We start from the raw sequence: 21,776 nt of genomic DNA, 5'->3' as shown, positions 1-21,776 counted from the left end.
ACCGGCACACCGTGACCAGGTACCTCATCACCGGCGCCGCCGGCATGCTCGGTCAGGACCTCCAGGCCGCACTCGCCGGCCGCGACGTCACCGCGCTGTCGCGGGCCGACCTCGACATCACCGACCCGGCCGCGGTGGACGCTGCCGTCGCCGGACACGACGTCGTGATCAACTCGGCCGCCTACACGAAGGTCGACGACGCGGAAGACCACGAGGACGACGCCCACGCGGTCAACGCGACGGGGCCGAAGCTGCTGGCCGAAGCGTCGGTCCGCCACGGCGCGAAGCTCGTCACCGTGTCGACCGACTACGTCTTCGACGGCAACGGCACCGCGCCCTACGCCGAGGACGCGCCGACCGACCCGATCAACGCCTACGGCCGCACGAAGGCCGCCGGCGAGGCGTTCGTCCGTGCGATCGCTCCGGACACCTCGTACGTCGTCCGCACCGCGTGGATCTACGGCGCGCACGGGCCGAACTTCGCCGCGACCATGCTCCGGCTCGCGGGGTCGCACGACACCGTCAGCGTCGTCACCGACCAGGTCGGCCAGCCGACGTGGACGGGCGACCTCGCCGCACGGATCGTCGAACTCGTCGACGTGGACGCCCCTGCGGGCACGTACCACGGCACGAACGCCGGCCAGGGTTCCTGGTTCGACTTCACGCAGGCCATCTACCGCGAACTCGGGCTCGACCCGGAGCGCGTGCTGCCCACGGACAGCGCCGCGTTCGTCCGACCGGCACCGCGTCCGGCGTACAGCGTGCTCGGGCACGACGGCTGGTCACGCGCCGGACTCGCGCCGATGCGCGACTGGCGCGACGCGTTGCACGCTGCGGTCGCGGCGGGTGCGCTGACCGCGTAGGCACGGCTCTCGACCCGGAGGCGCGGGTCGGTTCCCGCACACCGCGGACCCGACCCGCGCCTCCTGTCCGACCACCGACCGCGCCCAGGGGGCGCCGGGACCACCCTGGTAGTGTCGGGCAGCCGAGCGCGGGGCCGGCCCTCGGCCCCCTGCCCACGGGTCCACGAACCACGACGAGGAGCACAGCACCATGACCACCCTCCACGTCATCGTCGACCAGATCGTCGCGCCCGTGCCGGGCGGCATCGGGCGCTACGCCGAGGAGCTCGCACGTCACCTCGTCGAGCACGCGCCGAGCGGCTGCGAGGTCGCGGGTGTGGTCTCCGCCGTCGGGTCCGACGAGATGGCGCACCTGCGGACGCTCCTGCCCGGGCTGTCCGACCTGCAGCGACTGCCGCTGCCGCGTCGCGAGCTGTCGCTCGCCTGGCAGGGCGGGTTCGTGGGCGGCATCGCGAAGGGCATGGTGCACGCGCCGAGCGTGCTCGCACCACTGGTCAAGCACGACCGTTTCCAGGACCCGGGTCGGCAGACCGTGGTGACCGTCCACGACGTGGTGCCGTGGACCAACCCCGAGACGCTGACGCCGCGCGGCGTCCACTTCCACAAGGCGATGGTGAAGCGGGCGTGGAAGCACGCCGACGCCGTCGTGGTGCCGACCCACGCCGTGGCGGGGGCGCTGAACGAGATCCACCGGTTCGACGACCGGCTCCGCGTGATCGGCGGCGCGCCGAGCGGACGCCTCCGCCTGCCCGTCGACGCCGACCTGCGCGCCGAGCGCCTCGGCCTGCCCGACCGCTACGTGCTCGCGGTCGGCACGCTCGAACCGCGCAAGGCCCTCGCGTCCCTGATCGAGGCGATGGCCCACCCGGACGCCCCCGGCGACGTGCCCCTGGTCATCTCCGGTCCGGACGGCTGGGGCGACGTCGACGTGTACGGCACCGCGGAGCGCGCGGGCCTGTCCCGCGACCGGGTGAAGGTCCTCGGCCGCATCGACGACGCGGACCTCGCGGTGGTCTACGACCGTGCGACCGTGTTCGTGTTCCCCAGCCTCGCCGAGGGCTTCGGCCTGCCCGTGGTCGAGGCGATGAGCTTCGGCACCCCGGTGATCCACTCCGACGATCCCGCCGTGGCGGAGGTCGCCTCGGACGCCGGCGTCACCGTGGCCCGGTCACCGCGGGAGTCCTACCCGGCACGGCTCGCACAGGCGGTATACCAGGTCGTGAACGACCCGCACCTGGCCAGCCAGCTCGCCGTCGCGGGGCCGGACCGCGCACGCATGTACGACTGGTCCGACTCCGCCGCGGAGACCTGGCAGTTGCACGCCGACCTCTGACGGTCGGAGCGCGTCAGCCCCTGTACGTGTAGGTGCTGACCCAGTCGATGTACAGGTGACCGGCGTCGCCCCAGTCGCCCACCTGGAACATGTACCGGTGCGCGGTCTTCGGCACGTGGGTGGTGATCGTCTTGATCACCTTGCCGTCGAGGCGGTACCGCACGGACTTCCCGGGCACCCACTCGATCGAGTACGTGTGCCACGATCGCCACGAGACGCCGGTGCTCATGCTCGTCGCGTTGGCCTCCTGGCCCGCGATCATCGAGTGGTGGTGCAGCATCGGCTGCTGGTCGAAGTTGGCCTCGGGGTAGTCGATCTCCCCGTCGGCCCACCGGTCGGACGACGGCCAGAGCATGAAGGCCGCGCCGTTGCCGGCCCCGCCCGTGGCCTTGGCGCGGACGATGAACTTGCCGCCCTTGTGGCCCCAGGCTCCCGTCGGGGTGCCGAAGGTGCCGGCGGCGCCGTGCTTGCCGTCGAGCTTGACGTCCATGTACCCGTTGTGCGAGCTGATCTGCGAACCCGAGTAGTACATGCCGCCGGTCCCGTCCGGGTACGGCTGCCACGAGTTCGCGTACTTCTTGGCGAAGGCGCCCTTGGCGCTCGCCGCGGTGCTGAACTGCTCGCGGAAGGTCTGCTTGAAGTTCCCGACGTCGCCGAGCGGTGCCGAGCTGGCGGTCGCTGCGGTCCCCTGACCGAGCGGTCCGGCGACGAGTGCTGCTCCGAGGAGCACGACGGCGAGTGCGGCCCTCCTGGTGGTGCGCTTCTGCATGAGGTCGGTCACTCCCTGACGTGACTGTTCACACCCGTTCCCGTGGGTGACGGGCGGTCGGATCTCGACTGCCCGGCGTTCACGGTAGTTGCTGTCCACAATCTGCGCCCGGGGGTTGACACGACTGCGCACCCCCAGTACACGGGTCTTGCGTGAGGATCAGCCGTCGGGCAAGAAGTCCTGGTCAGTGGGCGTGGCGTGGCATCCGCATCGTTCGGATCAGCCGCGCGCAGACGTCGCGTGGTGGGGTCAGGGCCGTGCGCGACGGCGTCGAGCGACCACGGCGACCACGACGGCGGCCACCACGGCGAGGACGGCGACGACCGCTGCGGCCTCGGCGACGTGGAGCGCCGCGAACCACGAGTCGAACTGCGACTTCGTCGCCACGACGTCCTGGCCCGCGCCACGGAACCACCCCGCCACGGGGTTCATCGGACCGGCCGCGCCCGCAGCGACCACGCAGACCACCGCGGCGACCACGGCGACCACGGCGAGGACGAGAACGGGGACGGCGCGGCGCATCCCGCTACCGTAGCGCGGCTCGGACCCCGCAGCGGCGACCTCAGAGCGAGTCGCGGAGGCGCGCCGCCTTCTCCTCGACCAGGCGCTCGAGCCCGTCGGCGTAGTCGGTCAGGCGAGCGGCGACGGGCGGCTCCGAGGAGCCGATGATGCGCGCGGCCAGCAGACCGGCGTTGGCGGCACCGTTGATCGCCATCGTCGCGACCGGGATCCCCGCCGGCATCTGCACGATCGAGAGCAGCGAGTCGAGGCCGTCGAGACGCGCGAGCTGCACCGGGACACCGATCACCGGGAGCGTCGTCATCGAGGCCACCATGCCCGGCAGGTGCGCCGCCCCGCCGGCCCCGGCGATGACGACCCGGATGCCACGGTCGGCGGCGCCGCGGGCGAAGCGGGTCATCTTGTCCGGGGTGCGGTGCGCCGACACGACGTCCGCCTCGAACGGGATGCCGAGTTCGGTGAGGATGTCCGCTGCGGCCCGCATCGTCGGCCAGTCGGAGTCCGACCCCATGATGATCGAGACGAGCGGCTGTGCGGGTGCGGCGGTGGCGGTCACGCGACGAGCCTAGCCGAGCAGCACCCGTCGCCAGGTGTCGCCGTCACGGCCGATCGTGCGGTCCTCGGCGACCCAGCGCGCCGCCCCCTCGTCGGCCCGGCCACGGTCGACGGCGGTGCGGACGGCGTCCCGCCACGCCTGCACGTCGTCCGGCACGGCCACGGCCCCGTGGCCCCGTGCGACGGCGTAGGACGGACGGTCGGACACCACGGCCGGCAGTCCGAGCGCGGTGTACTCGAGGAACTTCAGGTCGCTCTTCGCTCGGTTGAACTCCTCGTCGCGGAGCGGCGCGACGCCCGCCCGCCAACGCTGCCGGTGCGCCACGAGCCATCGGGAGAACGCCGGGTAGTGCCCGTCTGGGACCTCGACCCGGCGGAACCAGTCGGCGCCGCCTTCCTCGGTCACCCCGATGACCTCGAGCCGGATCGGGGTGCCGTCGGCGGTGGCGAGGTCGGCGAAGACGCCACGCAGGAGCTCGAGGTCCGCGGCGTGGGTGAGCGTGCCCATGTACAGCACCCGGTGCTCCCCCGCGGGCCGCTCGTCGTCCTCCGCCGGTGCGCCGGCAGTCCAGATCGCCGGGTCGAGGGCGTTCGGCACGACGACGACGTCCCGCGCGACCGGACGGACCACGTCGGCGAGTTCGGGCGTGCTCACGACGACGGTGTCGGCACCGCGCACCAGGGCGTCGATCGAGGCGAGCCGGTCGGGGTCGTACTCGGCGCGGGCCAGACGCGCGCGTCCGGACTCGGTGAAGAAGTCGTCGTCGACCTCGGCCACGACACGGATGCCCCGGGAGGCGGCGGTTGCCAGGAAGGGCTGCACACCGTCCCGGGGAAGGATGTCCCGCTGCACCAGGAGCGCGGCGTACGGCGTCTGGTCGGAGCCGTCGACGAACGCTACCGGGTCGACCTGACGCACCTCTGCGGTGCCGCTCGCCGCCAGGTGCTCGGTGCGGCGGACGACACGGACGTGTGCCGAGGCCGGGTGCGCGCCCCCACCACCGGCGACGACGTACCCGAGGACGGGCAGGGGCGCCGGCTGCGGTGGGGCACCGGCGACGGCGCGGCGCAGGCGTCGGGCGGCCCGGCGGACGAGATCACGCGGCATGCCCCCATCCTCTCGCATGCCTCGCAGCGTGCGAGGTCACTCGCGAACGGTGCCGCCGCTTCAGCGCACCGTCACCGTCCGGCACGGCGACGCCCTGCGGTCCACTCCGCTCCCGGTGTTGTGGACGATCGCGCAGACGGTGTGCTTGCCGGCCGCCGCCCGGACGGTGCCCGCGAAACCGTGCGACGCACCGGAGCCCCAGGTCGCGTCCACGTCCGCACGCTTGCGGCCGGCGTCCAGCGACGTCACCCGCTTGCCGTCGACGGTGATCGCCACCCGGCTCGCCGAGGCCACCGCGTCGCCGTCGAACGCCCAGCCGCGCACCGCGATGCCCCGGGTCGCGGCCGTGGCGGACTCCAGTGCGGCGTACGGGTCGTGCCGGTACGCGCGGACGGTCGAGCACCCGAGCGGGGTGTCCGATCCCGCGCCGATGTTCACCGCGGTGACGCAGACGCGGCGAGCGCCGGCCGCTGCCGGCACGACGACGTCGAAGCCGTGGGTCGCACCGACGCCGGAGCGTGCGTCGACGTCGGGCCGGTCGAGCCAAGCGGTGGTCACGCCAGCCGAGACACCGTCGACGGTGGCACGGACCCGCACGGGCTGCGTGGGGTCGTCCTCGTCGTAGGCCCACCCGGACACGCGGACGCCGCCGCCGGCCCCGGCGACGGTCTCGAGCGTGCCACGGGGCGTCAGGTCGGCGGCGGCCACGCCCAGGCGTGCGTTCGCGACGAGCGCCTGCGCGTAGGTCGAGAACCACTTGCCGGCGGCCGGGGCCCCGTTGCAGGTGCCGTCGCTCGCGCCGGGGGTCTTGACCCACAGCAGGGCGTCGAGCGCCGTGCCGTCGGACACCACCCGGGGCGAGGTGCCCAGCCCGGCGCCCGGCCCGTTGCACCAGGTGCCGCGCCAGCCCTGCCCGTTGCGCGAGGTGTCGATCACGTAGTGCGACCCCCCGGTGGCGGCGGACACCTTCTGCGCGTACGCCTGCTCCTGCGCGGTCGGGTAGTAGTTCGCGACGTTCGTGAAGAACCCACGGGCCTGCTGCACGCCCGCACTGTTCAGCCGCGACGCCATCAGCGCGGGCTGCACCCAGTTCGAGTTGCCGGCATCCAGGTAGGCGGGGACCCCGGCGGCGGTCAGCCCGGCGACGGTGCGCGACAGGATCCGGTAGCGCTGCTCGTCGAGCGCGGTGCTGCACGCGGCGTTGCTGAGCATCGCGAGGGAGTCCGGTTCGACGATGACCGCCGCGCGGTGCCCGGCGAGCGCCGCGGTGACCTGGTCGACCCAGGCGTCGTAGGACCTCTCGTCGAAACCGCCGGCGGAGTACCCGCCGCAGTCACGGTCGGGGATCGCGTAGAGCACGAACACGGGGGTGGTGCCGGACTGCTCGGCACCGGTGAGGGCGGTGCTGATCGTCTTGGTCAGCTGCGTCCCCTGGCTCCAGTCGCCGAGCCAGGTGGCGACGGGGTAGCCGGCGATCTTCGCCGCCGCAGCAGCCCCGGCCGGTTCGGTGGCGGCGAGAGCGGCCTGCGCCTTCGCGGCCTCGCTCGTGGGCGACCGGTACGGCCCGGCGCCGTAGAGCGACGCCGACGTGGCCGAGCGGATGGTCGAGGCCGAGGTCGCTGCGGAAGCGGTCACGGTCGGCAGCAGGCCGGCGACGGCTGCGACGAGGGCGACGGTTGCACCGAAGACGGCGGCACGACGCGGACGGCGGCGCATGGAGACTCCCTGGACGGTGGGCACGGACTGTTCCAGGGGAACACGCGCTCCCGGCCCCCGCCAGCCTCCCGAGCGGGTGCCACCCGATGGGGTGTCCGCAGAGCGACCGACGAGTGTGTCCCGCACGATCGACGGACGGGAGGCCCGTGGCGGCGTCGCCACGGGCCTCCCGTCCGTCAGCCGGTCACGTCGCGGACGCGACCCGGTGTGGCGGACACCGTCTCAGTCGTCGAAGTGGGCCGCGGCAGCGCGGGCGCGGTAAACGACGTCGTCGACGTCGTCGCCGAGCACCGTGACGTGCCCGATCTTCCGGCCGGGCCGCGGGGCCTTGCCGTAGAAGTGGTACTTCGCCTCGGGGAACGCTCGGAGCGCTGCGGGGTACCGGGCGGCGAGGTCGCCGTCTGCGGGTCCGCCGAGCACGTTGACCATGACGGCCGCGGGGGCGAACGATCCGGTGGCTCCGAGCGGCAGGTCGAGGACGGCCCGCAGGTGCTGCTCGAACTGGCTCGTGGTGGCGCCGTCGATCGTCCAGTGCCCGGTGTTGTGCGGACGCATCGCGAGCTCGTTGATCAGGATGCGCTCGTCGTCGGTCTGGAACAGCTCGACCGCCAGCACACCGGTGACACCGAGTTCCTCCGCGATGCGGACGGCGATCGACTCGGTCAGGTCGGCGACCCGGCCGGCGCTGTCCGGGGCGGGTGCGATGACCTCGGCGCAGACCCCGTCGCGCTGCACGGTCTCGACGAGCGGCCAGGCGACCACCTGCCCGGAGGGACGGCGTGCCACGGACTGCGCGAGCTCGCGGGTGAAGGGGACGAGCTCCTCGACCAGGAGGGCCTGGTCGCCGCCGGCCTCGGCCACGGCGATGAACCAGTCGTCGACGTCGGACGCGTCGGAGACGACCCGGACGCCCTTGCCGTCGTACCCGCCCCGCGGCGTCTTGACGACGGCACGGCCATCGTGGTCCGCCAGGAACGCGCGGAGTTCGTCGGGCCCGTGCACGGCGGCCCAGTCGGGCACCGGCAGCCCGAGTTCGCTCAGCCGGCGACGCATGGTGATCTTGTCCTGGGCGACGGCCAGCGCGTCCGGTCCGGGGTGGACCGACACGCCCGCGTCGACGAGGCTGCGCAGGACGTCCTGCGGCACGTGCTCGTGGTCGAAGGTCACGACGTCGACCTGTCGGGCGAACTCGAGCACCGTGTCGGCGTCGTGGTAGTCGCCCTCCGCGGTGGCGGCGATCGCGGCGGACATGCCCGGTCCCTCGGCGAGCACCCGGATGTCGACCCCGAGTTCGACCGCGGCCGGCACCATCATCCGTGCCAGCTGCCCTCCACCGATGACCCCGACGCGCAACGCCATGCTGTGTGATCCTTCCGGCGTTCCCACCGTGCGGTGGGAACGCGTTGTCTACAATCGCTGTTCGGGTCGCGCTCTGCACGACCGGTCACAACTCTACGGATCCTGGAGGGCTCGTGCGGCGCCTCATCGCCCAGCTGGCACGCTTCGGCGTCGTCGGTGCCGTCGGCTTCGTCGTGGACACCACGGTGTTCAACGTGCTGCGCATCACCGTCCTGGACCCCGAGGACGTCCACTCGGGACCGTTCTGGGCGAAGGTCATCTCCACCGTCGTGGCGATCTTCGTGAACTGGATGGGCAACCGGTACTGGACGTTCCGCGAGCAGCGTCGCGCCGTGGCCACCCGCGAGGGCGTCGAGTTCGTCGTCGTGTCGCTCGGCGGCATGGTCATCGCGCTCGCCTGCCTCGGGGTGTCGCACTACGCGATGGGGCTCACCTCGGTGCTCGCCGACAACGTCGCGAACGTCATCGGGCTCGTGCTCGGCACGGTCTTCCGGTTCTGGCTCTACAAGGTCTGGGTCTACCACCCCGAGCGCACGGCCACGCAGCCGATCGCCGCCGACGAGTCGGTGTCCGACGGGCCGCGGGTCCCCCACGACGCCTGACCTAGGATCGGTGGGGTGACGGCCGAGACGACCACCACCCCCACCCCACCCCGCACCGCGCGCTGGGAACGTGTCGCGATCGCGGTGGTCACGGCGACCTTCGGGCTCTGGCTGGTGGCGTGGGCGTTGCTCGTCCCGGTGTTCGAGGCCCCGGACGAGACCGCGCACATCGACGCCGCCGTGCACGTCGCCCTCGGTGACGAGTGGGCGGCCCCCGGCGAGCTGCACGTCACCAACGCCGTGCAGGCCGCGAAGGTCGAACAGGCGACGAAGCCGTCCGACGAGTGGTCGACGGTGAGCGAGCTGCTGCAGAACGCCCCGGGACCCTCGGCGACGGTCAACCAGATGACCCAGCACCCGCCGACCGCCTACCTGGCCGGAGCCGCCGTGCTCCGGGCCGTCGACTTCGGCGAGCTCCGCTGGGACCACGCGTTCATCGCCCTCCGCCTGGCCGACGTGCTGGCCGTCACCGCGCTCCCCCTGCTCGCCTGGGCGTCGGTGCGCCGGGTGACCCGCAGCCCCCGCGCCGCGCTGATCGGGGCCCTCGCCGTGTTCGCGACGCCCGAGCTCGCGTCCATCGGCTCGTCGTTCTCGAACGACGCCCCGGTGCTGCTGGTCGCCGGGATCGTCGTCTGGCTCGCCACCCGCCTGCTCACCGGCGACACCCGCTGGCGCACCACGATCGCACTGGCGGTGGCCCTCGGTGCCCTGGTCTGGGTCAAGGGCACCGGGTTGCCGGCGGTGCCGTTCGTCGCGGTGGTGGTGCTGTTCGCGGGGGCGGGGGTGCTCTCCCTGCGGCACCGGATCGTCCGCACGGTCGTCACGATGGCGGTCTCCGGCGGCATCGGTGCCTGGTGGTGGCTGCACAACGTCGTCTCGTACGGCCGGATCCAGCCGAACGGCTACACGGCGATGCGGCCCCCGAAGGACTTCCCGCCCGGCGAGAGCCCCACGCTCGGACACTTCCTCGACGTCAGCTGGGGCACCCTGTCGCGCACGTTCTGGGGCAGCTTCGGCGGTCGGGCCCAGGTGACCATCGGCGACCTGCTCACCGCCGTCCTGACCCTGGTCGCCCTCGTGGTGCTCGTCGGCTGGGCGTTCCGCCGGGGGCCGGACCTGCGGGTGGCACTGTGCCTCGCCGTGTTCCCGGCGCTGCTGATCGGCATCCAGAACCGCACGAGCGCGCACTCGTACCTCACCACCACCGAGGTCGCCGCCACCCAGGGCCGGTACTACTTCCCCGCGATCATCTGCCTGATCGTGCTCAGCGCGCTCGCGTGGCGACGACTGGTGCCGGCCGGCCGGGCACGCACCTGGGCCGCGGTGACGCTGGCCGTCGTGCTGCCCGCGGTGGGCGTGTACGGCTTCGCGGTGGCGTCGGCCTGGTTCTGGAACGCGGCGCTGTTCCCGGTGACGGGCCGCGGGCTGCTGCGGTACTCCGAGATCGGGCCCGTGCCGCCCGCGGTGCTCGTCGTCGTCGTGGCCCTGGTCGCGGTGGGCCTCGTCGCGTCGGTCGTGCTTGTCACGCGCGCCGACCGTCGGGCCCTGGCGACGACGGTTCCCGTCCGCTGACACGCCCGGCCGCGGAGCGCCGGGGCGGCACGACCTGCCGCAGGTGCGGCCCCGAGGGGTCGCGAACCGTCGGCGGACGCGGCCCCAGACGACACGTCGTGGCCCTCGGCGGACGGCGCGCGGCGTGGGGTGGACGTCCCCACGGGGCGGACGGGAGGCCCGGTGCCAGCTGGCACCATCCCTCCAGGCTCGGCCGTCGTGGCGCGCGACCCGTGCCCACTCCGTGCGCAGTAATGGTCGGGTCCGTCATCCGGATCCGACCATTACTGCGCACGGAACGCCGCGCGACGCGCGTCAGGCGGCGGGCACGCCGCCCTCGACCGCTGAGGCGTCGTCGGTCGGGCGGTTGCGCCGGAACCACGTGGGTGCCGCGGCGCAGAGCAGGAAGAGTCCGTCGACCGCCAGGCTCCAGATACGGGTGACCACGACCACCACGAGGGCGACCGGCACCGGCATCACGAGCGCCAGCAGGAGGGCCTGCACGCCCTCGCGGACGCCGAGCCCGCCGGGAGCGAAGACGGCCAGCATGCTGATCGCCGAGGCCATGCTCGCCGCACCGATCACGAACGCAGCATCGGAGAGCTTCAGCGACGGGTACACCGCCAGCGTGATGAAGTAGTAGGCCGTCCCCGAGAGCACCGCGCCGGCGACGTACAGCCCGGCACCGCCGAGCACCGTGCCGAGGTTCGGACGGACGTCGGCCTCGAGCGGCTTGCGACGCAGGATCTTCAGCGCGATGCCGATCAGGAACACGAACACGCGCGGGATCAGGCAGACGACGCAGCCGACGAACGCCGCGATCATCAGGACGATCAACCACGGGTCGAGGTCGTGCGTGCGCGGGTCGATGAGCAGCAGCACGAGCGCCAGGGCCAGGGTGGCGGCGATCTGCAGGGCGCCCTCGAGCAGGCCGCTCACACCGAGCCGCGCCTTCGAGACGCCGTGCTTCGAGGCGAAGTAGACCTTGCCGATGATCCAGGTCGCGGCGCCGGGGATGTAGCGGCCCATCCACGACTTCGCGTACACGTACGTCAGGGTGACGCCGCTGCCCTTGAGCCCGGTGGCACCGAGCCGTCGCAGCAGGTAGAACCAGATCCCGACGCCCCAGTAGCGGAACCCGAGGCTGATCACGGTCGCGACGACCACCCAGGACCACTGCCAGTCGAGCCCGGCGAGCTGTCCCCAGTCGACGCCACGCAGGTACAGCACGAGGAACACCGCGAGCAGGACGTAGAAGACGATGGGGATCGCCTTGCCGAGGAACCGTCGTCGCTTCGACGGACGCTTCCCCTCGGGCGCGGGGGTGTCGCTGGTGCTTGCGGACAAACGGGTCTCCTGCTCAGGTCACGGGCTCAGGTCATGGTAGACGGTGGGGCGGGCCGCTCCCTGCGGTGCTGCTGCGGGGAGCGGGTCGCGGGCACGGTCACCGGTCGAGCGTCACCGGGCGAGCTTGACGATCTGCACGCGGCAGGGGATCTCCGGGTCGGTGGAGCGGTCCGCGCTGCACGAGATCGTCGCGTTGTACGTGCCGACCAGCTTCCCGGCCACCGAGTAGTCGCGCGCCGGGGCGGTCGCCGGGTCGAACTGCACGAAGTACTGCACGCCCTCGTCGATGAACAGGTTGCGCATCGCGTCCGAGTGGTAGGTGTAGCCCTGACCTGAGCGACCGTACACACGCGTGTCGGTCAGGAACGCGAGCGAGGAGAGCGAACGGTAGTTCGAGCCGATGACGGTGGCGTCCTCGGGCAGCGCGCCGCTCGCCCGGATCTGGTCGGCGAGCCGGACGATCTCCGGCACGTCGGTCGGCCCGAACACGCGCAGCGCCTCGGTGCGGTTGACCGACGGGTAGAACGGCGCCGGGGACCCGAACCAGTTCTGCGTGTACGAGGCGATCGGCACGACCGCGATCGCGACGCACGCCACGATCGTCCGGACGACACCCCGCCGGCGCACCAGCCGCCAGACGGCCGGCAGCATGAGCGCCCCGATCATCGCCGTCAGGTAGAACAGCGGCCAGTAGTACCGGGCGTTGCCGCCGCCGCTCGACGACGACGTGATCATGCCGTAGCCGACGAAGTACACCAGGGTCGTCGCCGCGACGATGCAGGTGAACGCGTAGCGGCGGAACCGCACGACACCGATGACGAGGGCTGCCGCGAAGAGCAGGGCGATCGGCGCCGCGAACGGGGCGAAGGTGCTGATCTTCTGCAGGTAGTACGGCAGAGCGAGCATGCGCTCGTGCAGGTAGTACCCGGCGCGGGCCGCGATGCCGGACTCCTTCGTGACCTTCGGCGCGGTGTCCTCGGTGGTCGACTGCGTGGGCGGCGGCACCACGGCGGGGTCCGGGTTGTCCATCGGGCCCTGCTTGTAGACCGACGGGGTGAAGTCCTCGTTGGGCGAGAAGGCGTGGTCGTTGGGCGGGACCGGCAGGAACGGCCAGTCCGTGGCACGGCCGCCGTCGTCGAACTTCGAGCCGATGTTGACCGACAGCGACGACCCGAGCGTCACCGTGCCGTACTTGACGGTCAGCGCGCCGACCCACGGGGCGATCACGACGGCGAACACGACGATCGTGGCGACCGGGGCCGTCCACCAGTGCCGGACGGGCTCACGGCGTCGGCGGGCGGACCAGACGCGCAGCAGCAACCAGAGGATCACGGCACCGACGGCCACCGGCAGCAGGAAGAGCTTGGTGAAGTACCCGAGCGCCGCGACGACGCCGAGGACCGCGCCGGAGACGACCCGTGCGCGCGTCGAGCCGTGCAGCGCCTGGTCGGCCCACCGGAGCGCCCAGAGGAACCCGACGACCCAGGCGACGACGAGCAGGTCCGGGGTCTGCACCGACACTGCGCTCATCAGGGCGGGGATCGCGGTGACCATGAAGAGCACGGCGGGGACGATGCGGTGGTTCTGTGACCAGACGAGCCACCCGCCGATGCCGAGCACGACGGCCACGGCGAAGCAGTTCACGATCGCGAAGGCCGTCTGCATGCCGAGGCCGAGGGCGATGAACGGCGCCATCATCCACGAGACCAGCGGCGACCAGTACGCGTTGATCGCGTCGGGCAGCCAGCCGTTCGCGTACTCGCGCGCGATGCCCATGTAGGAGATGCCGTCGACGTTCGTCACGCCGAGGCGGTTGTGGTACGCCACGGCGGCGCTCAGGGCGACCCCGATCACCACGAGGACGCCCAGGATCAGGGGCGCGACGACGTGCCGGTACCGTCGCGCACCCGCCCCCGAACGCGGCCGTGCGGGCTCGTGGGTGGCCTGATGTGCTGCGGTCGTCGTCACGGTCACGTGCTTCATCATGACATCCGTTCGCTTGTCGGACCGCACCGAGGCGGATCGCGAGCCCCGCTCGGCGTGTGGGAGACTGCCGGGGACCCCGCTCCGACCACCTCGAGGACGTTCGTTGGCCACCGAAACCCGCGCAGCCGAATCCGCAGCCGAACCGACGGCGGCCGCTCCCCGCGCAGGGGGTCGGCTCGAGTTCCCGTACCTGGACGGGCTCCGCGGTCTCGCCGCCCTGGCCGTGGTGTTCTACCACGCGTACCTCTTCACCGGGACGACCGGCACCGGGCCCACCGAACTGCCGTGGCTCCGACCGTTCATCGGGTGGGGCTACCTCGGCGTCCCGCTGTTCATCGTCCTGTCCGGCTACGTCCTGATGCTGCCCGTCGTGACCCGGTTCGACCGCTACCGCTTGCCCGGCGGCTTCTGGAAGTTCATCTGGCGCCGCGCCCGACGGATCATCCCGCCGTACTGGGCGTCGCTCGTCGTCTTCGCGCTCATCATCCTGTTCGTCCCGGTGATGGGGCAGCCCGGCGGCACCCAGTGGGACACGAAGCTCCCGATGGGCTGGGGCACCTTCCTCACGCACTTCTTCCTGGTGCACGACTTCTTCCCGCAGTACATCGGCAAGATCAACGGCCCGATGTGGACGGTCGCCGTCGAGTGGCAGATCTACTTCCTCATGCCGCTGCTGATCCTGCCGCTCTGGAAGGTCTTCGGTGGGTGGGCGACCGCGTCCTCGCTGGTCCTGATCGGCATGTGGATGGGCTCCGAGAGCCGCTACTCGTGGATGCACCCGTGGTTCGTCGGCCTCTTCGCGGTCGGCATGCTCGCGGCCGAGCTCACGGTGAAGGCCCGTGACGAGCACCTGACCGGCAAGCTGAACACCTCGAAGCTCGGCGGGCCGCGGTGGCAGAGCGGCGTGTTCGTGGCCGCGATGTTCGTGGGCATGCTCCTCGTCTTCTTCCGCAACCGCGACTACTGGCAGCACCAGACCTGGCCGTCCGAGGTCGTCCTCGGCATCTTCGCCGGCATCCTGCTGACCTGGATGGGGCGCAAGGCGGTCACCGGGCAGCACACCTGGCTCGCCCGGTTCTTCGCCTGGAAGCCCTTCGTGCTCGCCGGCCTCGTGTCGTACACGATCTACCTCTTCCACAGTCCCTTGCTCGGACTCGGCAACCTGCTGCTCCTGCCGATGGGCCTCTACCCGAAGTGGCAGTTCCTGATGATGGTCTTCGTGGTGATCCCGATCACCCTGGCGATCTGCGTCGGCATGTGGTGGCTCGTGGAGCGCAACTTCCTGAACCGCCGGCAGAAGCACGCCACCCGCGAGGTCTCCTCGCGGGGTCGCCTGCCCGAGGTCGAGACGGACGACGAGCGCACCCGCACCGACCGCTAGCCCCGACAGGGGACGCTGCGGTCGACGCCGTCCGGGTGCGTCTCACGGACAGGTGTCGCCGAGGCCGGGTAGCATCGCCCGGACCGCGGCGTGGGAGATCAGGCCCACGGCATCTCGACAGGGAAGACGAGACCACATGCGCGCACCCATCAGCAGGATCCTCGGGCTCGGCACCGCTGCCGCCGTCGCCGGGGCCATCACCTTCGGCAGCGGCCCGGCGGTCGGCGCGACCGCGACGGAACCCGCCGACACCGGCCAGCAGCTCTCCATCGCCGAGATGGACCGCACCGGTAACCACACGATGGGTGCCGGCATCGCCGCCCACGCCGGTGAGACCCACGTGACGACCTCCCCCGACGCGACCTCGGGCGGCGGGGTGAGCGCACAGTCCCTCAGCTCGTCGGCCGCTGCCGCCACCGCAGGCAAGCCACCCCCCGGCCGGGTGCAGGGCTTCGACATCAGCGCGTGGCAGCCGAGCGTCAACTTCCTGCAGGCCTACCGCAACGGCGCCCGGTTCGTGTACGTGAAGGCGACCGAGGGCACCTCGTACGTCAGTTCCACCTACAAGCAGCAGTACGCCACCGCCAAGCAGCGCAACCTGTACCGCGGCGGCTACGTCTACGCACAGCCGAGCCAGGCCAGCGGCGCCGCGACCGCGAACTACTTCTTCGCCCACGGCGGCCAGTGGAGCAAGGACGGCAAGACCCTGCCACCGCTGCTCGACATCGAGTACGGCAGCGCTGCCCAGGGCACCTGCTACGGCAAGTCGTGGTCGTCGATGCGGAGTTGGATCAAGGACTTCAACAGGACCGTCGTCGCCAAGACGGGCCGGTACCCCGCGATCTACACCACGACCGACTGGTGGAAGCGCTGCACGAACAACAGCAACCAGTTCTCGAAGAACCCGTTGTTCGTCGCGATCTACCCGGAGAAGAACTTCACCACCCCCGGCACCCTCGGACGCAGCTGGTCGAAGTGGACCTTCTGGCAGTGGGCGGCCAGCGGCACGCTCCCCGGGGACCAGGACGTCTACCGCAACGACATCACGTACCTGAAGCGCTTCGCGTCCCGGACGAGCTGACGCCCGTCAGGGACGGCGCTGCGACCGACGGCCCTGCCACCAGCCGACGGCGAACAGCACCGCGCCGACGAGCAGGAACGGCCCACCCGCGAAGACGAGGAACGCCGCGCCGAACGGGAAGCTCCCGCCGGTCGCGGCGGACACGGTCAGGATCAGCGCCCCGGTTCCGGAGACGGCTCCGCCGAGGGCGGCGGTGACGCCGCCGGCGATGGTGAGGGCTCGACGTTCGCTCATGTCGTCAGCCTAGGGGCGCGCCCCCGGCGCTCCGCCACCACGAACGGACAGGAGGCCCGTGGCGGTGTCGCCACGGGCCTCCTGTCCGGCACGGGCGCGCGTTCGCACCCGCCGTGTCAGCGCACGGTGTCAGCGGACGTCGCGCGTCGCCTCGGCGAAGTCGGCGTCGAGGGCGGTCGCCATGCGGGCCACGCCCTGCGCGAGCTGCGCGCGGACCGCGTCGCGGTCCGCGTCGAGCGCCTCGAGCTGCGCCGTGACGTCGTCGACGAACGTGGGCTCGAGTGCGGCCTCGATCGGCTTCGAGTAGGCCTGCTGGCCCATCTGCTCGAAGAACAGCCGACCCTTGTCGACGTAGTAGAGGACCGCGGCGGGGACCCCGGCGATGGTCGCGACGATCGCGGAGTGCAGGCGGCTCGCCAGGAACAGGCGGCTGCGCGACATCAGACCGGCGTACTCGGACGGCGAGAACGCGTCGGCCTCGACCACGTGGGTGCGGTCGGCGTGCCGCATCAGCGCGATGACCTCGCGGGCGAAGGCGGCGTCGCCCTCGGACGCTTCCATGTGCATCGGGTAGAACACGACGTCGGCGTCCCAGCGGTCGATCACACGATCGGCGAGGTCGGCGACGGCCTGCCGGTAGGTCACGAGCTTGTCGCTGTCGACACCGGTCTGGCGGAAGCGCTTCGGCAGGAAGCGGAACGGGATCCAGCCGCTGCGCTTGTAGTGGAACCAGCGACGGACGCCGAAGCCGATCGAGCCCTCGAGCTGCTCGGCCGTCAGGCCCGTGGTGCGCTCGAGCCGCTCGAGCACGTCCGCGTCGGGCGGCGTGACCGTCCCGACGACCGCGGGGTCGAAGGACGACACGATCGGTGTCTTCACGCCCCAGGACAGGAGCTTCTCGCGGGACTCGTCGTCGCGGACGGCGAACGCGCTGCAGAGGTCCACGGTGGCACGGATCAGTCGCTTGCTGACCCCGGCGGTGGTCGGGCCGATGCCCTGGAACGCCCCGACGAGGTGCTTGTTGACCGCACGGACGAGCAGCATCTTGCCGAACCAGTACACGAGGCCGAGCTTGTTCGTGTAGTCCTTGAGGATCTCGCCGCCGCCCCACAGCACCACGTCGGCGCCGCGGGCGGCACGGAGCAGCGCGAACAGGTCGCCGATGCCGGTGCTGTACGGGGAGACCGGCAGGAACCGGATCCCGAACCACGCGGCGTCCCGCTCGGGGTACTGGGACAGGGAGACGATCTCGGCGTCCGGCCACCGGCGGCGGACGAGCTCGACGTTGCCGGCGAGGATCGCCCGGTCCCCGCGGTTGTGGGGCGAATCGCTATTGTGGATCAGTACGCGCACGGGTGGAGAGCCTACCGGACCGTCCACCGCCAGCCCCGGAAAGGCACGATGTCCCGCAGCACCCGCTCCGCCCGTCCCCACGCTCCCCGGCCCCGCCTGCTGGTGCTCGGATCGACCTTCCCGGCCCGTCCGGACGACGGCGTGCCGGCGTTCGTGCTCGACCTCGCCCACCAGGAGGCCACCGAGTTCGACACCCTCGTGCTCACCCCCCGCGTGCCGGGCGGTGCCGCGAAGGAGCGCATCGGCGAGGTCGCGGTGCGCCGCTACCCGTACTTCCCGCGTCGCTTCGAGGACCTGGCCGACGGCGCGATCCTCGACAACCTCAAGGAGCGACGCTCCCGCATCGTGCAGGTGCCCGCGCTGGTGCTGGCGCAGTACCTGGCCGTGCGGCGCGTGGTGCGCTCCGCGAAGCCCGACGTCATCCACGCGCACTGGGCCATCCCGCAGGCCCTCGTCGCGACCCTGGCGGCCCCGGGCGTGCCCGTCGTCGTGACGACCCACGGCGGGGACATCTACGCGCTCCGCGCAGCTCCCCTGGTCCGGCTCAAGCGCTGGATCTTCGGACGATCGGCGCACGTCACCACCGTCAACTCGGAGATGCGCGAGCGCCTGACCGAGTGGGGCGTCCCCGAGTCGCGCTCGACCGTGATCCCGATGGGTGTCGACCTCGGCCCGGCCCGCGACACCCGCGCCCGTGTCGCGCCGCAGGAGCACCACGTCGTCGCTGTCGGTCGTCTGGTCGAGAAGAAGGGCTTCGGCAACCTGATCGAGGCGCTCCGCGGCCTGAGCGACGACGTGCCGTGGCGGCTGACCATCGTCGGCGACGGGCCCTACCGCGCCCAGCTCGAGCAGCAGGCGGCGGGGCTGCCGGTGACGTTCCTGGGCCAGCGGGGACGCACCGAGGTCCTCGAGACCCTCGCCTCGGCCACCGTCGTCGCGGTGCCGTCGATCCCTGCGGCGAACGGCGACCAGGAAGGGCTGCCGGTCACCCTGCTCGAGGCCGCCGCGGTCGGGGCCGCGATCGTGGCGAGCGACCTGCCGGGCATCCGGGACGTCGTGCAGGACGACGTGTCCGGCGTGCTCGTGCCCCCGGGCGACGTCCCGGCGCTCCGCGCAGCACTGCAGCGCACGCTCACCGACGACGCAGCGCGCTCGCGCTACCAGGAGCAGGCAGTGGTCTCGGCGGCGGAGTTCTCCACCGAACGGATCGGCGAGCGCTACCGGGCGGTGCTGCGCGCGGCGATCGCGTAGAGCACCACGACGGCCGCGGCGCACACCGCCGCGGCCGAGGCCGCCAGGACGACGACCGTCCCGGAGTGCCCGACGAGCTCGGACCCGGCCGTGTCGACGAGCGACCAGGTCGGCACGACGGCCGCCACGGCCCAGACCAGCGCGGTCCACGTGCCGAGTCGGCCCCAGGCGAGGAACCCGACCGACATCGCCAGGGCGATCGGCACCAGGACGGTGAGCGTGTAGCGGTTCAGCGGCGCGCCACCGCCGGCGGCGTAGCGGATCTCGACGACCACGAACAGCACGGTGACGACGACGAGCATCGCGACCACGAGCCGGCGCGGCCACCGGTCGTCGTCGGCCGGTGCCACGGGCCGCAGGCGACGCGCCACCAGGGCGGCGACGAACAGCAGCAGCGGCAGGAGCAGGAGCACCCACGGCAGCGGTGACGCGACGGGCAGTGCGCCGCGGAAGAGCGCGAAGAGCTGACGCCAGAACCCCAGCATCGAGACGACCTCGACCTCGGAGTAGTGCGGCCGGGGCGTGTACCCGGGCCACGCGGTCGGCCGACCGCTGAACGAGCCGGTCAACGCCTGGTTGCGGAGCCAGAACCACCCGGACGCCACGGCCGCGACGGCGAGGGGCACCGCGGCGACCAGGACACGGGCCCCGAGCCCCCGCAGGCGACCGAGCCGCACCGTCCGGGACAGCGCGAACGCGACGACGATCGCCACGAGCCAGAGCGCGAACGTCAGTCGCGTCGTCATCCCGGCGGCGGCGACGAGTGCTCCCCCGACCGCGAGCCCCGGGCCCACTCCGGAGCGGAGCGCCGCACCGGCCACCCCGCACGCGAGGGCGCAGGTCAACGCCGCCAGCGAGTCGTTGTAGACGACACCACCCTGCACCACGAGGACGCTGGTGGACGCGGTGACGACGGCGACGGTCGCGGGCAACCGCACGACGCCCGGGAAGCAGCGTGCCGCCGCCCACGCCGCACTCGGCACGACCGCGGCGGCGAACACGGCGTTGACCAGCCGACCGAACACGACCGCCTGCACCGGGTGGCCGGCGTCCACGAGCGGTCCGACCACCGGGGCGAGCAGGACGTAGTACAGCGGCGGGTGCTGGGCGACCCACTGCACGGGAGGCGTCCCGCCGAAGCCCGGCCGGAAGCGGATGCCGTCGAGCAGCACGGGCAGCTGCCCGTTCCACACCCGCAGCACGTAGTCCACGTGCGCGGACTCGTCGACGCTCGCGAGCGGCATCGACGAGAACGTCCGTGCCACCGAGGCGGTCAGGACGAGCAGCGTGGCGGCGAGGACGACCGGTGTCGCCCAGTCCCGGCCGCGGAACCCCGTGGTGAGCAGCGCGTGGACGCGGTCGGAACGCCGGGGGTGCCGCCGCACGTCAGGCGACGTCAGCGTCCCATGCCGCGGTACGTGAAGCCGGCGGCGGTCCACGCGTCACGGTCGAGGCAGTTGCGGCCGTCGATGACGACGGGCGACGCCACGAGTGCAGCGGCGGCGGCCGCGTCGAGCTCGCGGAACTCGGTCCACTCGGTGAGCACGAGCACGAGCTCCGCCCCGCCGAGCGCCTCGGCCGCGCTCTCGACGTAGTCGAGCTCGGGGTGCACGCGGCGGGCGGTGACGACGGCCTCGGGGTCGTACGCCGAGACGACGGCGCCGAGCTCGTGCAGGCGGGCTGCGATGTCGAGGGCCGGCGAGTCGCGCACGTCGTCGGAGTTCGGCTTGAAGGCCAGGCCCAGCACCGCGACACGCTTGCCGCTGACGACCCCGCCGAGCAGCTCCTGCGCCAGCTCGACGACGTGGGCGCGACGTCGCAGGTTCGTGGCGTCGACGTCGGCCAGGAACGCCAGGGACTCCCCGACCCCCAGCTCGTTCGCCCGCGCCTGGAACGCACGGATGTCCTTCGGCAGGCAACCGCCACCGAAGCCGAGGCCGGCGTTCAGGAACTTGCGGCCGATGCGGGCGTCGTGACCGATCGCGTCGGCGAGCGCCGTGACGTCGGCACCGGCGACCTCGGCGATCTCGGCCATCGAGTTGATGAACGAGATCTTGGTGGCGAGGAACGCGTTGGCGCTGATCTTCACGAGCTCGGCGGTGGGCAGGTTGACGACGAGTCGGGGCGTGCCGGCGGACAGCGCCTCGGCGTACACCTCGTCGAGGGCGGCGGCGGCCTGTTCGCCGGCCTCGCCATCCGGCACACCGTAGACGAAGCGGTCCGGGGCGATGGTGTCCTGCACGGCGAAGCCCTCACGCAGGAACTCGGGGTTCCAGACGAGCGTGGCACCGGGAACGGCTTCGCTGACCTCGGCGGCCAGCCGTGCGGCGGTGCCGACGGGCACGGTCGACTTGCCGACGACGAACTCGCCGGCGGACAGGTGCGGGGTGAGCGCGGCGACGGCGGCGTTCACGTAGGTCAGGTCCGCAGCACCGGTCGGACCCTGCGGGGTGCCGACGGCGAGGAAGTGCACGCGGGCACCGGCGACCTCGGCCATGTCGGTGGTGAAGCGGATCCGACCGGACTCGAGGGCCTCGGTCAGGATCTCGGGCAGGCCGGGCTCGAAGAAGGGGGCCTCGCCCGCGGCGAGCCGCTCGATCTTGGTGGGGTCGACGTCCACGGCGACGACCTCGTGTCCGAGTTTGGCCATGGAGGCGGCGTGCACGGCACCGAGGTAGCCGCAGCCGATCACTGAGATACGCACGTCGAAGAAGGTACCGGTTTCTCGCCGAAGTCTCATCACGGCGCCCGCAGCGACGCTCGCAGCG

Annotated in this window: 19 protein-coding genes; 7 read left to right on the top strand and 12 right to left on the bottom strand. The window is 72.2% G+C overall.

The genetic code is table 11. The features are described from left to right. Positions 1–11: 11 nt before the first annotated feature. Both rfbD and Q9R26_RS03425 read left to right on the top strand, forming a co-directional pair. Entirely contained in the window at positions 12–863 is an 852-nt protein-coding gene (rfbD, locus tag Q9R26_RS03430; RefSeq protein WP_182065851.1) for a dTDP-4-dehydrorhamnose reductase, read from the top strand. A gap of 190 nt (positions 864–1,053) precedes the next feature. Next, positions 1,054–2,196: a glycosyltransferase family 1 protein gene (locus Q9R26_RS03425; protein WP_182065850.1), complete on the top strand. Its 1,143-nt coding sequence runs from the start codon at positions 1,054–1,056 to the stop codon at positions 2,194–2,196. Between the two features lie 13 nt (positions 2,197–2,209). Here Q9R26_RS03425 and Q9R26_RS03420 read toward each other — a convergent pair whose 3' ends face one another. From Q9R26_RS03420 to Q9R26_RS03395, 6 genes are all read right to left on the bottom strand, one after another. Continuing rightward, positions 2,210–2,977 carry a family 16 glycosylhydrolase gene (locus tag Q9R26_RS03420; RefSeq protein ID WP_311226542.1) on the bottom strand — a complete coding sequence of 256 codons (768 nt, stop codon included), beginning with the start codon at positions 2,975–2,977 and terminating at the stop codon, positions 2,210–2,212. A gap of 237 nt (positions 2,978–3,214) precedes the next feature. Continuing rightward, positions 3,215–3,487: a hypothetical protein gene (locus Q9R26_RS03415; RefSeq protein WP_311226541.1), complete on the bottom strand. Its 273-nt coding sequence runs from the start codon at positions 3,485–3,487 to the stop codon at positions 3,215–3,217. 40 nt (positions 3,488–3,527) lie between these two features. Further along, on the bottom strand, positions 3,528–3,995 hold the full coding sequence (gene purE, locus Q9R26_RS03410; protein WP_182065864.1) for a 5-(carboxyamino)imidazole ribonucleotide mutase: 468 nt from the start codon (positions 3,993–3,995) through the stop codon (positions 3,528–3,530). Between the two features lie 54 nt (positions 3,996–4,049). Beyond that, positions 4,050–5,147 (bottom strand): glycosyltransferase, encoded by a 1,098-nt coding sequence (locus Q9R26_RS03405; RefSeq protein WP_311226540.1) that lies wholly within the window; start codon positions 5,145–5,147, stop codon positions 4,050–4,052. A 60-nt stretch (positions 5,148–5,207) separates the two neighbouring features. Continuing rightward, positions 5,208–6,863 carry a glycoside hydrolase family 6 protein gene (locus tag Q9R26_RS03400; protein WP_311226539.1) on the bottom strand — a complete coding sequence of 552 codons (1,656 nt, stop codon included), beginning with the start codon at positions 6,861–6,863 and terminating at the stop codon, positions 5,208–5,210. A gap of 222 nt (positions 6,864–7,085) precedes the next feature. Beyond that, positions 7,086–8,222 carry a 5-(carboxyamino)imidazole ribonucleotide synthase gene (locus Q9R26_RS03395; RefSeq protein WP_311226538.1) on the bottom strand — a complete coding sequence of 379 codons (1,137 nt, stop codon included), beginning with the start codon at positions 8,220–8,222 and terminating at the stop codon, positions 7,086–7,088. A 113-nt stretch (positions 8,223–8,335) separates the two neighbouring features. On the opposite strand from Q9R26_RS03395, the gene Q9R26_RS03390 reads away from it, so the two are divergent. Together Q9R26_RS03390 and Q9R26_RS03385 are read left to right on the top strand one after the other, a co-directional pair. Further along, a complete protein-coding gene (locus Q9R26_RS03390) occupies positions 8,336–8,824 on the top strand; it encodes a GtrA family protein (protein WP_182065845.1) in 489 nt (162 codons plus the stop codon). A gap of 15 nt (positions 8,825–8,839) precedes the next feature. Beyond that, positions 8,840–10,396 carry a DUF2142 domain-containing protein gene (locus Q9R26_RS03385; protein ID WP_182065844.1) on the top strand — a complete coding sequence of 519 codons (1,557 nt, stop codon included), beginning with the start codon at positions 8,840–8,842 and terminating at the stop codon, positions 10,394–10,396. A 294-nt stretch (positions 10,397–10,690) separates the two neighbouring features. On the opposite strand, the gene Q9R26_RS03380 is transcribed toward Q9R26_RS03385, so the two are convergent. Together Q9R26_RS03380 and Q9R26_RS03375 are read right to left on the bottom strand one after the other, a co-directional pair. Beyond that, positions 10,691–11,722, bottom strand: a complete 1,032-nt coding sequence (locus tag Q9R26_RS03380; protein WP_182065843.1) for a lysylphosphatidylglycerol synthase domain-containing protein — start codon at positions 11,720–11,722, stop codon at positions 10,691–10,693. Positions 11,723–11,833: 111 nt separating this feature from the next. Continuing rightward, positions 11,834–13,705: a glycosyltransferase family 39 protein gene (locus Q9R26_RS03375; RefSeq protein ID WP_209135119.1), complete on the bottom strand. Its 1,872-nt coding sequence runs from the start codon at positions 13,703–13,705 to the stop codon at positions 11,834–11,836. A gap of 106 nt (positions 13,706–13,811) precedes the next feature. Here Q9R26_RS03375 and Q9R26_RS03370 point away from each other — a divergent pair, with 106 nt between their 5' ends. Further along, positions 13,812–15,089 carry an acyltransferase gene (locus Q9R26_RS03370; protein WP_182065841.1) on the top strand — a complete coding sequence of 426 codons (1,278 nt, stop codon included), beginning with the start codon at positions 13,812–13,814 and terminating at the stop codon, positions 15,087–15,089. Positions 15,090–15,225: 136 nt separating this feature from the next. Next, positions 15,226–16,170, top strand: coding sequence for a GH25 family lysozyme (locus tag Q9R26_RS03365; RefSeq protein ID WP_311226537.1), 945 nt, complete (start codon positions 15,226–15,228; stop codon positions 16,168–16,170). A gap of 6 nt (positions 16,171–16,176) precedes the next feature. Here Q9R26_RS03365 and Q9R26_RS03360 read toward each other — a convergent pair whose 3' ends face one another. Together Q9R26_RS03360 and Q9R26_RS03355 are read right to left on the bottom strand one after the other, a co-directional pair. Then, complete coding sequence (locus Q9R26_RS03360; RefSeq protein WP_182065840.1) at positions 16,177–16,404, bottom strand: hypothetical protein; 228 nt, start codon at positions 16,402–16,404, stop codon at positions 16,177–16,179. 129 nt (positions 16,405–16,533) lie between these two features. Next, a complete protein-coding gene (locus Q9R26_RS03355; protein WP_311226536.1) occupies positions 16,534–17,757 on the bottom strand; it encodes a polysaccharide pyruvyl transferase family protein in 1,224 nt (407 codons plus the stop codon). 48 nt (positions 17,758–17,805) lie between these two features. Between Q9R26_RS03355 and Q9R26_RS03350 the strand changes: the two genes are divergently transcribed. After that, the gene (locus Q9R26_RS03350) at positions 17,806–19,008 is read left to right on the top strand and encodes a glycosyltransferase (RefSeq protein ID WP_311226535.1); all 1,203 of its coding nucleotides are present in this window, start codon (positions 17,806–17,808) and stop codon (positions 19,006–19,008) included. On the opposite strand, the gene Q9R26_RS03345 is transcribed toward Q9R26_RS03350, so the two are convergent. Next, on the bottom strand, positions 18,975–20,393 hold the full coding sequence (locus Q9R26_RS03345) for a hypothetical protein (RefSeq protein WP_311226534.1): 1,419 nt from the start codon (positions 20,391–20,393) through the stop codon (positions 18,975–18,977). The genes Q9R26_RS03350 and Q9R26_RS03345 overlap by 34 nt on opposite strands. 11 nt (positions 20,394–20,404) lie before the next feature. Then, a complete protein-coding gene (locus Q9R26_RS03340) occupies positions 20,405–21,712 on the bottom strand; it encodes a UDP-glucose/GDP-mannose dehydrogenase family protein (protein WP_311226533.1) in 1,308 nt (435 codons plus the stop codon). Positions 21,713–21,776 lie beyond the last annotated feature (64 nt).

The organism is Curtobacterium sp. BRB10, assembly GCF_031844325.1.
In the GTDB taxonomy this organism is placed as follows: Bacteria; Actinomycetota; Actinomycetes; order Actinomycetales; family Microbacteriaceae; genus Curtobacterium; species Curtobacterium poinsettiae_A.
This window is presented reverse-complemented; position numbering and strand designations above follow the sequence as displayed.